A 9,763-nucleotide genomic window follows, 5' to 3' on the forward strand; every position below is an offset into this window, starting at 1 on the left:
CACCGCCAGTTCGCGGTCCACATGGATGGGGCCGGGGCCAGCGGAGGTGTAGCTGAACCAGACGGCGCCCTTTTCGCAGATGGCGTGGATGATGGTGCCGGCCGGGATGCCAGCAGCGATCATCGGTTCCATGACCTGCTCGCGGATGAAGGCATCCGAGCGGCCTGTATTGAAAATGACGGGGATGCCGGCGGAGGCCAGCGCCACGAGATCGTGGATGATGTCCTGTTTCACATCCCGGGTGACGGGGCTTGCAATTGGCCCGTCTACGTCCAGCAGCAGCGCGAGGGATGGAGCGGCCGGGTGGTGTGCGCCTGACGTGGAGGTGGCAAGGAACTCGGATGCTGTCATGGCTCCATTCTGTCAGCAGCACCGTTATGTCAGCACTGCGAAGTCACGGTGCAGCCCCTGACAGGGTTACTGCATGTGACACTTGGTCACTGTTTGGCTACAACCTTCCCGACGGCGTGCTCGATACTTTCGCTGGGACCACCGGATGCCTAGGGTGGCATGGTGATATTCAAAGCTGTGGGCGAGGGCCGCCCTTACCCTGACCATGGTTACAACACTCCCAAGGAATGGGCTTCGTTGCCCCCGCGCCCGGTGAGGCTGGACGAGCTGGTGACCACCAAGCGCACCTTGGACCTGGAGGCGCTCCTGGCCGAGGATTCCACCTTTTTCGGCGACCTTTTTCCGCACGTGGTGCAGTACCAGGGAACCCTTTACCTGGAGGACGGTCTGCACCGCGCCGTCCGGACCGCCCTGCACCAGCGGACGGCGATCCATGCCCGTGTACTGGTCATAGATGGCTAGGAAGAAGCAGCAGGACGCCAGCGTCCTCCATGGCCACCACGTCGTCACGGGCCCTGAATTGCGGGCCGCGCTCGAATCGGACCGCGACGCAGACGACACGGCACGGGTGCGCCGCCGTGTGCTGCATGCGGTGGTACTTGTGGTTCTCATCGGACTGATCATTGCCGCGATTATGACCGCGCTGGCCATCATCAACGGGCGCCTGACGATCCCCGCCGCCGAACCCGCCGAGGAAACTGTTTCCACCTGCCCTGCGGCAACCTTCGACTACACGCCCAACGACAAGATCAACCTCAACGTCTACAACTCCACGAGCAGGCCGGGCCTGGCAAGGTCGGTGGCGGACGAGTTCCTGGCCCGGAAGTTCGTTGTGGGGGCGGTGTCCAACGTTGAGGCCAGCTACCGGGGCGTGGCCGCCGTGGTGTCCGGGGCTGCCGGCCAGTCAGCGGCGTTCAGCGTCCAGCGCAACCTGCCGGGCTCGGATTACTTTCAGGACGGCAGGACAGATGGCAGCGTGGACGTGATCCTGGCCCAGGACTACGCTGCGCTGGCCCCGCCGGAGCTCGTCGACCAGACGCCGGGTACCCTCAGCTGCCCCCGCGAAAGCCGACGGATCGCGGATGAGGATAAGTTGCCGGTCGTCCCGTCAGCGGCGCCAACGCCGTGACGCCACCAGCGGCAGCTGCGCCATCAGAGCGGGTTGTTGGACCGGTCTGAGGGGGACGACAAGTGGCAGGTTCAGCTGGCCACGGCGGGAAGCGGGGCCAGGCGGGCAGGGCGGCCGGCGTCGTCGAACCTCGCGCCGGCGCCCAGCTGGATAAAGCGCACCGTCCTGGCCACCCTGGCTTCCAGCTCCGCGGGCTCGTCACTGCCCCTGGCCGCGCTGGAGGAGAGCGTGCCAAGGATCAGCTGTGCCTGCTGGCCGATGTCCGCCGCCGGCAGGTAGCCCTGCTCCATCCCGTCGCGCAGGATGCCCTGGAGGAGGACGCTGAGCTCGCCCACGTGATCAGCGAGTTTGGCGAAGGACGACGGCGACAGCACAGCTCCCATTGCCGGTCCGGGCGGCAGGTGGCGCCGGCTGAGGTCCACCACCTGGGCGCGCACGTAGAGTGCCAGCCGTTCCACCGGGTTCTCCATGCGGCCGAGTGCTTCGCGGAGCTCAGAGAGGAACTTCTCGGTCTCCTCGAGGGCGTAGGAGATGAGGAGCTCTTCGATGTCCGCGTAGTAGTTGTAGACGGCGGTCCGGCCCACCCCTGCGTGTCGGGCCACGTCCGTCATGGTCAGCCCGGGAAGGCCGTGGGAAAAAAGGAGCTCGCCGAAGGCGGTGAGAATGCGGCGTTGCGTTTCCGCGCGCTGCTCGGCGTTGCTGGCCGCTGAGATCCTTGGCATGTAGACACTTTACCGCGAAGTGTCACCAAACCGCCGGATTGCCTACTAGACGGAGCAGCCGTCCGGGCCGCAGGCGTCGCCGTCCTTGGAGCTCACCAGCACCAGCGGATTGGCATCCTGCCAGGCCTGCATAAGCGCGGCGGTGAAGGTTTCGGTGGGCTGGGCGCCGGAAAGTCCGAATCTTCGGTCAATGACGAAGAAGGGTACTCCGCTGATGCCCAGGGCGCGGCCTTCCTCGAAATCGAAGCGGACGTCTTCGGCGTACTTGTCCGTGGTGAAGAGTTCCTCCACCTCGTCCTTGTCGATGCCGAGGTCCAGGGCCACGGATGCCAGGTACTCCCGGCTGCCGATGTCCTTGCCGTGTTCGAAGTGGTCGCTGAGCAGGCGCTCCTTGGCTTCGTCCTGTTTGCCGTGGGCAGCCGCAAGATGGATCAGGCGGTGTGCGGTGAAGCTGTTAGCCACAACTACCGAATCGAACCGGTAGTGGAGGCCCTCACCCTTGGCCTGCTGCGTTACGTGGTCAAACATCTGCGCAACCTGCTGCGGGGGCATGCCCTTGCGGCTGCTGAGGTAGTCCAGTTCGGTCCCGGCGTAGTGCTCGGGGAGGGTGGGATCCAGCTGGTAGCTGCGCCAGACCACTTTGACCGCTTCCTTGTGCGGGAACGTGTCAAGGGCCGCCTCAAAGCGGCGTTTGCCGATGTAGCACCAGGGGCAGGCAACATCTGACCAGATCTCAATCCTCATATTGTCGCCAACAGTGGGCCCAGGGCCGCCATTCCGGAAACAGTTGTTAGATACCGCACACAGGGTCTTGTCCGCAGGGTGATCCTGGGCAATAGTCAGAATATGGGTTCACCGGACGCCCCGGGGTGTTCGCTGTGTCCACAACACCGCGGGTCCGGCCAGGTCCCGCGGATGGAACTGCCCGACTACTGGGGAGCCCGGCCTGTCGTTTCCCTGGAGGCCAGGAATGCGGATTGGACTGGTAGCGGGACCGTGGATTCCGGTTCCGCCCGTAACGTACGGGGGCACTGAAAGGGTGGTGGACACCCTGGCACGGGGTTTCGCTGCCGCGGGTCACGAGGTACTTCTGGCGGCGCCCACGGACAGTACGTGCCCTGTGCCAAGGGTTCCGGCTATGCGGCCCTCGGTCCCGGAGGAGCTGAACATGTCGCTCTCCGAACTGAGCCATGTGGCGCGGGCGTACGAGGGCCTGGGAAAAACAGACATCATCCATGACCACACCTTGGCCGGTCCCTTGTACCTCCATCGGCCGGGGCGGGTACCCCTGGTGACAACGATCCACTGCCGGCTGGATGCTGAAGCGGCCGATATTTACAAAGCCGTTGCGCGGAAGGCGGCGGTTATCGCCATCTCACGCAACCAGGGTTCGCACGCACCGGACGTGCCGGTCACCCGGGTGATCCATCATGGGATGGTCGTCTCTTCGGTTCCGGTGGGATCGGGCAGCGGAGGATACCTGTGCTTCGTGGGGAGGGCCTGCCCGGACAAGGGTTTGCTGGAGGCTGTTCTGATTGCCCACCGGGCCGGCATGCCGTTGCGGATAGCTGCCAAGATGCGCCAGCCGGACGAGGTCCGCTTTTTCCGCGAGGTGGTTCAACCAATGCTGGGACCTGACGACGAGGTCGTGGAGGAAATGGACGACGCCAGTAAGTACCGGTTGATGGGCGAAGCGGTAGCGTTCCTCAACCCGATTCAGTGGCCGGAGCCCTTTGGACTGGTCATGATCGAGGCCCTGGCCACCGGCACCCCCGTGATCGGTACCCCCGCCGGTTCCGCCCCTGAAATCGTCGAGCACGGACGGACCGGATACCTTGGGGAGCTTGAGGAACTCGCCGGCTTCGTCGGGCTGGCGGGGAGCCTTAGCCGCACGGCGTGCCGCAGGGCTGCTGAGGAACGGTTCTGCGAGGAACGGATGGTGAACGAGCACCTGCAGCTTTACACCGAACTGCTGGAAGGGAGAAAGCCCGAAGGGGTTCCGGATACCGGTGGCGTGCCCCAAAATCTTAACGGGCGGACGGTTTACCGATCCCCGGCATGATCTCCGCCCAGTAAAGGAGCCCTTCTGTGACAGCATGGAACGCCGATACAGAGGCAGCCGCATCCGAATCGGGTTCGGTCACGGTGGTTGAAGGGTCCTCATTTTGCATTTCGTCCGGGGGCGGGGACATCAGTTCCGACGGCGGCACCAACGGCGCGTTTTTCCAGGACACGCGCATCGTTTCCCACTGGGTGCTTCGCATCAATGGTTCCCTGCGTGAGCCGCTGGTGGCCCAGCGGCCCAAGCCCTTCGAGGCAACGTTTGTGGGCCGGGCCAAATGGCCGGACGGCCGGTTCGACAGCCCGCTTGTGGTCCGGCAGGTCCGGCATATCGGCCCGGGCCTGCGGGATGACATAACGCTACAGAACTACTCGGCCGAGCCGGTGGACTGTGATATCGAGCTTCTGGTGGACGCGGACCAGGCGGACCTGTTCGACGTCAAGGGCGGGCGGAACGCCCCCAGGGCAGAAACAGTCCGCACCGTCCGCGGCGCCGAACTTGTCATCGAAAGCTCCCGCGACGGGCAGCAGCGCGGAACAGCCATCCGTGCCCGCGGCGCAGCACTCAGTTCAGACGGGCTCCGCTTCCGGGCCACCGTCCCGCCCCGCGGAAAGTGGGCAACCAGCGTCATCGTCGTGCCACTGATCAACGGGCAGGCGCCCGTGGATCCCTTCACTGAAGAGGGGCTTCCGCACCATAGGGAGGGGGTCCGCAGGCACCGCCACTGGGAGCAGAACGTCCCCAGGGTCAGCGTTATGGACAGCAGCCTGCAGGCCACCCTGAACCGGAGTCAGAGCGACCTGGGCTCGCTGCGGATTTTCGATCCGCACCACCCGGAACGGGCAGCCGTGGCGGCCGGCGCGCCGTGGTTCATGGCACTCTTCGGACGGGATTCCATCTTGTCCTCCTACATGAGCCTCATGGTTGACCCCAACCTGGCGGCCGGTACCCTGCAGACCCTGGCCGGCCTGCAAGGGAGCAAGGTGGACCCGGACTCCGAGGAAGAACCCGGCCGCATCCCGCATGAGGTGCGGTTTGGGATTACGGCTGGCCGGTCTTTGGGCGGCACCGCCTACTACGGGACGGCGGATGCCACCCCGCTCTTCGCGGCGCTCCTGGGCGAACTGAGCCGGTGGGGGCTGTCGGAGGACATTATCGAATCGTTGCTGCCCCATGCGGACCGCGCCCTGGAGTGGATCGAGCATTACGGCGACCGCGACGGTGATGGGTTCGTGGAGTACCTCCGGCCCAATGAGCACGGGCTCATCAACCAAGGGTGGAAGGACTCCTGGGACGGCATCAACTTCGCCGACGGAACCATCGCCGAGGCGCCCATAGCCCTCTGCGAAGTCCAGGCTTACGTCTACTCTGCCTACATCGGCCGATCGCTGCTGGCCCGTTGGAGCGGGGATACAGTGTTGGAACAGCATTGGGCGGAACGTGGCGCGGCGCTGAAGGCCGCTTTCAACGAAAAGTTCTGGCTGCCGGAGAAAGGCTACTTCGCGGTGGCCCTGGACAAGGACAAGCGCCCTGTTGACGCCTGTACCTCCAATATGGGCCACTGCCTATGGCTGGGCATCGTGGACGAGGATAAGGCGCAGTCCGTGGTGGAGCACCTGATGTCACCCGAGATGTTCACTGGCTGGGGAATCCGCACCCTGGCCTCGGACATGGGGGCCTACAACCCTGTGAGCTACCACAACGGTTCTGTGTGGCCGCACGACTCCGCCCTGGTGGCTACCGGCCTGATGCGCTACGGGTATGTCGAGGAGGCCCGGCGGGTAGCCACTGCCCTTTTCGACGCAGCCGAACATTTTGACGGCCGACTCCCCGAATTGTTCTGCGGCTTCGACCGTGGCGAGTTCCCCGGGCCTGTGCCGTACCCCACCGCCTGCTCGCCGCAGGCCTGGGCGGCGGCAGCACCCATCCAACTGATCCGTGCGCTGCTCCGCTTCGATCCCGTCCACACCCGCGGGGTGGTGCACCTGGCGCCCATCCTGCCCGAGGGCATGGGCAACTTCCAGGCCGAGAACGTCCTGATGAATTCCGCTCGGATCACCATCAGGGCGCATGGGACCCACGGGAGCGTTGACGGGCTCCCGCCCGGACTCAAGCTGCTGGCGGAACCACGTCCGCCCTTGGCCTACCCGCCGGGGCCTCCAGCGAAGACATGATGCCACAGCGGGCAGTTTGGAAAGAGGCGCTCAGGGGACTGCGCGTTCCAGCACGAAGTCATGCTCTACGGTGCTGCCCAGCCGGAACGATTTGGTGCCCACCTTGTGGAACCCGGACTTTTCGTAAAAGCGGATGGCCCTGGCGTTCTGGCTGTTGACACCCAGCCAGATGCCGCGCCCGCCAGCTTCCGCAGCCGCAACCAAGCTGGCGTGCATCAGTTCCGCTGCGGCGCCGAGCCCGTGGTGTTCCGGGTGCACGTAGCACTTGCTGAGTTCCACTGACGGCAGGATCTTCAGCGCTGAAACCACGTCATGGTTCTCTGCCGGCCGGTTCACCAGCAGGCTGTAACCGCGCAGGTCGCCGCCGGCATCGAGCACCAGGATGGTGATGTCAGGGTCGGTGAGGTACGCCTGGAAGTGCCGTTCGCTGAGCGTGTTGGCAAGGTGCTCTGCGATGTCCCGGGGGGACGACGACGGCGGGCACGCCAGCGGAAAGGTGACGGCCGCCAGCGCGGCCAGCGCCCCGGCGTCCTCCGTTGTTGCTTTTCGGATGGCTGAGGTCATGCAGGGATTGTACGTGCCTGCCTTCCTACTGCTTGAAGGCGGCGTCGAAGGAGGTGTTCGACGGCGGGAAGTCGAACTTCTTGAGGGCGGCGAGGGCTTCGGGGGCTCCGTGCAGGCGGTCCATGCCGGCGTCCTCCCACTCGACGGAGATGGGACCCTCGTAGCCGATCGCGGTCAGGGCGCGGAAGGAGGCTTCCCAGGGGACGTCGCCGCGGCCGGCGGAGACGAAGTCCCAGCCCCGGCGGGGGTCGCCCCAGGCGAGGTGGGAGCCCATGACGGTGTTCCGTCCGGTCTGGCGGACCTTGGTGTCCTTGCAGTCCACGTGGTAGATCCGGTCCTTGAAGTCCCAGATGAAGGAGACGGGGTCAATGCCCTGCCACATCATGTGGGACGGGTCCCAGTTCAGCCCGAACGCGGGCCGGTGGCCGATTGCTTCGAGGGTGCGGACGGTAGTCCAGTAGTCGTACGCGATCTCGGAGGGGTGCACTTCGTGGGCGAAGCGGACGCCGCATTCGTCGAAGACGTCCAGGATGGGGTTCCAGCGGTCGGCGAAATCCTGGTAGCCGGCATCGATGACCTTTTCGGGGACGGGCGGGAACATGGCGACGTACTGCCAGATGGAGGAACCGGTGAAACCGACGACGGTGTCCACGCCGAGTGCCTTGGCGAGGCGGGCGGTATGCTTCATTTCCTCGGCAGCGCGCTGGCGGACGCCTTCGGGGTCGCCGTCGCCCCAGACCTTCGCGCCGACGATGGCTTCGTGCCGGAAGTCGATGGGGTCATCACAAACGGCCTGGCCCTTGAGATGGTTGGAGATGGCCCAGACCTTCAGGTTGTACTTCTCCAGCACGGCGAGCTTGGAATCGACGTAGCCGGGTTCGTTCCAGCGCCACGCATCCAGGTGGTCGCCGGAAACGGCGATCTCCAGGCCGTCGTAACCCCAGCCGGACGCCAGTCGCGCGACTTCCTCGAAGGGGAGGTCGGCCCACTGGCCGGTGAACAGCGTGTAGGGGCGGGACATGTCAGGCTCCTTTGGTGGTGCTTGCGGCAGCTCGGGTGGCTGGGGGCAGCTGGATGGTGGAACTCTTTGCCGCAGCGGACTCCTCCACGGCGTTCAGGATGCGCTGGACTTCGAGCCCGTCCTCGAACGACGGCGAAGGTTCGGTCCCGCCGTCGACCGCGAGCAGGAAGTCGCGGACTTCGTGGGTGAAGGTGTGTTCCCAGCCGATGATGTGGCCCTGCGGCCACCAGGCGTCCAGGTAGGGGTGCTCGGGTTCGCTCACCAGGATCCGGCGGAAGCCCTGCTCGCGGGCGGGCGCCGTGGCGTCAAGGAACCGGAGTTCGTTGAGGTTCTCCAGGTCGAAGATGATCGCACCCTTGTCGCCGTACACCTCCAGCTGCAGGGAGTTCTTCCGGCCGGTGGCCACCCGGGAGGCCTCCACTGAGGCGACCACCCCGGAAGCGAGGGTCAGCGTCGCCCAGGCGGCGTCGTCGACAGTCACGTCTTCAAGCCCCGCGGCGCCGGGCCGGCGGCCCACGAAGGTCCGCAGGCGGCCCGAGACCTCCGTGACGTGGTCATCGAGCAGGAAAAGGACCTGGTCGATGGCGTGGGAGGCAATGTCCCCCAGCGCCCCGGAGCCTGCGGTGTCCTTCGTCAGCCGCCACGTCATGGGGGCGGACTCGTCGGCGAGCCAGTCCTGCAGGTAGGCCGCGCGGACCTGGCGGACTGTACCGATTCGGCCGTCCGCGATCAGCTCCTTCGCGAGGGCCAGGGCGGGAACACGGCGGTAGTTGAACCCCACCATCGACTGGACACCCTTGCCCCTGGCTGTCACCGCTGCAGCGGTGATGGCCTCAGCCTCGGACAGGGTATTGGCCAGCGGCTTCTCCAGCAGCACGTGCTTGCCTGCCTCGAGGGCGGCGATGGCGATCTCCGCGTGCATCCAGCCCGGCGCACAGATATCAACGATGTGGATGTCATCCCGGTCCAGCACGGAGCGCCAGTCGGTGGCCGTTTCGCTCCACCCGTACTTGGCGGCGGCTACCGAGACGGCGGCGGCGTCCCGGCCCACGAGCAGCTTCTGCTCAACGGCGGGGACGTCGAAGTAACTTGCCACGTTCCGCCAGGCGTTGGAATGAGCCTTGCCCATAAAGGCGTAACCAATCATTGCTACGCCCAGCGTGCCCTTGGTACCTGGTTCCCGGCTCATGCGGTGCCCCCAAGGGTCAACGTTTCCGGGGCCCAGTCCTCGGGAAGGGGAGCCGACGCCGGCGCAAAGCTTTCGACGTCAACAAAAGTGCCGGATTCCATGGACTCGGAGATGGAAACCATGGAATCCAGGACGTGGTAGGCCAGATCTCCCGTGGCGCGGTGGGGGACACCGGCACGAAGGGACCGCGCCATGTCCAGGACGCCCATGCCGCGGCCGTTAGCCGGGCCGGTGGACGGGATGGTGGTCCAGTCGTCGTCTCCGGCGCGCCACAGCTTGATGTCGCCGTCGAAATAGTTCGGGTCCGGCAGGGAAAGGGTGGCCTCGGTGCCGGTGATCTCCACGAAGCCCATCCGGACCCGCGGTGACTCGAAGGAGAACACGCTGTGGGACGATGCGCCACTTTCGAACTGTGCCATCGCCGACACGTGGGTGGGGACCTCCACCGTGAATTCTTCGCCGGCATTGGGCCCGGAAGCGATCACGCGGACTTCTTTGGCTTTAGAGCCGACGGCGGCCACCCTGCGGATGGAGCCGAAGGCCTGGACCAG

9 protein-coding genes and 2 pseudogenes are annotated in these 9,763 nt (G+C 65.6%); 4 read left to right on the plus strand and 7 right to left on the minus strand.

Translation table 11 applies throughout. The features are described from left to right. Positions 1 to 351, minus strand: a pseudogene (locus AC5RWX_RS26310) (hypothetical protein); the annotation flags it as partial. Between the two features lie 162 nt (positions 352 to 513). On the opposite strand from AC5RWX_RS26310, the gene AC5RWX_RS26315 reads away from it, so the two are divergent. Both AC5RWX_RS26315 and AC5RWX_RS26320 read left to right on the plus strand, forming a co-directional pair. Then, complete coding sequence (locus AC5RWX_RS26315; RefSeq protein ID WP_256249629.1) at positions 514 to 813, plus strand: type II toxin-antitoxin system VapB family antitoxin; 300 nt, start codon at positions 514 to 516, stop codon at positions 811 to 813. Beyond that, positions 806 to 1,480 (plus strand): LytR C-terminal domain-containing protein, encoded by a 675-nt coding sequence (locus AC5RWX_RS26320; protein WP_494099222.1) that lies wholly within the window; start codon positions 806 to 808, stop codon positions 1,478 to 1,480. Before AC5RWX_RS26315 ends, AC5RWX_RS26320 begins: the two co-directional genes overlap by 8 nt. A 71-nt stretch (positions 1,481 to 1,551) precedes the next feature. Here AC5RWX_RS26320 and AC5RWX_RS26325 read toward each other — a convergent pair whose 3' ends face one another. Both AC5RWX_RS26325 and AC5RWX_RS26330 read right to left on the minus strand, forming a co-directional pair. Further along, on the minus strand, positions 1,552 to 2,202 hold the full coding sequence (locus AC5RWX_RS26325) for a TetR/AcrR family transcriptional regulator (RefSeq protein WP_494099223.1): 651 nt from the start codon (positions 2,200 to 2,202) through the stop codon (positions 1,552 to 1,554). Positions 2,203 to 2,247: 45 nt separating this feature from the next. Next, positions 2,248 to 2,946: a DsbA family oxidoreductase gene (locus AC5RWX_RS26330; protein ID WP_494099224.1), complete on the minus strand. Its 699-nt coding sequence runs from the start codon at positions 2,944 to 2,946 to the stop codon at positions 2,248 to 2,250. A 226-nt stretch (positions 2,947 to 3,172) separates the two neighbouring features. Here AC5RWX_RS26330 and AC5RWX_RS26335 point away from each other — a divergent pair, with 226 nt between their 5' ends. Together AC5RWX_RS26335 and AC5RWX_RS26340 are read left to right on the plus strand one after the other, a co-directional pair. Beyond that, positions 3,173 to 4,264, plus strand: coding sequence for a glycosyltransferase family 4 protein (locus AC5RWX_RS26335; protein WP_494099225.1), 1,092 nt, complete (start codon positions 3,173 to 3,175; stop codon positions 4,262 to 4,264). Between the two features lie 26 nt (positions 4,265 to 4,290). Next, on the plus strand, positions 4,291 to 6,438 hold the full coding sequence (locus AC5RWX_RS26340; RefSeq protein ID WP_494099226.1) for an amylo-alpha-1,6-glucosidase: 2,148 nt from the start codon (positions 4,291 to 4,293) through the stop codon (positions 6,436 to 6,438). Positions 6,439 to 6,468: 30 nt separating this feature from the next. Here AC5RWX_RS26340 and AC5RWX_RS26345 read toward each other — a convergent pair whose 3' ends face one another. The 4 genes and pseudogenes from AC5RWX_RS26345 to AC5RWX_RS26360 all read right to left on the minus strand — a co-directional run. After that, complete coding sequence (locus AC5RWX_RS26345; protein ID WP_494099227.1) at positions 6,469 to 7,002, minus strand: GNAT family N-acetyltransferase; 534 nt, start codon at positions 7,000 to 7,002, stop codon at positions 6,469 to 6,471. A 25-nt stretch (positions 7,003 to 7,027) separates the two neighbouring features. Next, positions 7,028 to 8,023, minus strand: coding sequence for a sugar phosphate isomerase/epimerase family protein (locus AC5RWX_RS26350; protein ID WP_494099228.1), 996 nt, complete (start codon positions 8,021 to 8,023; stop codon positions 7,028 to 7,030). 1 nt (position 8,024) lies between these two features. Continuing rightward, the gene (locus AC5RWX_RS26355) at positions 8,025 to 9,212 is read right to left on the minus strand and encodes a Gfo/Idh/MocA family protein (RefSeq protein WP_494099229.1); all 1,188 of its coding nucleotides are present in this window, start codon (positions 9,210 to 9,212) and stop codon (positions 8,025 to 8,027) included. Next, a pseudogene (locus tag AC5RWX_RS26360) lies at positions 9,209 to 9,763 on the minus strand (Gfo/Idh/MocA family protein); the annotation flags it as partial. The gene AC5RWX_RS26355 and the pseudogene AC5RWX_RS26360, both read right to left, overlap by 4 nt.

This window comes from Arthrobacter sp. SPT-J7 (assembly GCF_059089965.1).

Bases quoted from the DNA above. Each gene is read 5' to 3' on its own strand.
- AC5RWX_RS26320 (WP_494099222.1), top strand. From the start codon at position 806: ATGGCTAGGAAGAAGCAGCAGGACGCCAGCGTCCTCCATGGCCACCAC.
- AC5RWX_RS26325 (WP_494099223.1), bottom strand. From the start codon at position 2,202: ATGCCAAGGATCTCAGCGGCCAGCAACGCCGAGCAGCGCGCGGAAACG.
- AC5RWX_RS26330 (WP_494099224.1), bottom strand. From the start codon at position 2,946: ATGAGGATTGAGATCTGGTCAGATGTTGCCTGCCCCTGGTGCTACATC.
- AC5RWX_RS26335 (WP_494099225.1), top strand. From the start codon at position 3,173: ATGCGGATTGGACTGGTAGCGGGACCGTGGATTCCGGTTCCGCCCGTA.
- AC5RWX_RS26345 (WP_494099227.1), bottom strand. From the start codon at position 7,002: ATGACCTCAGCCATCCGAAAAGCAACAACGGAGGACGCCGGGGCGCTG.
- AC5RWX_RS26350 (WP_494099228.1), bottom strand. From the start codon at position 8,023: ATGTCCCGCCCCTACACGCTGTTCACCGGCCAGTGGGCCGACCTCCCC.
- AC5RWX_RS26355 (WP_494099229.1), bottom strand. From the start codon at position 9,212: ATGAGCCGGGAACCAGGTACCAAGGGCACGCTGGGCGTAGCAATGATT.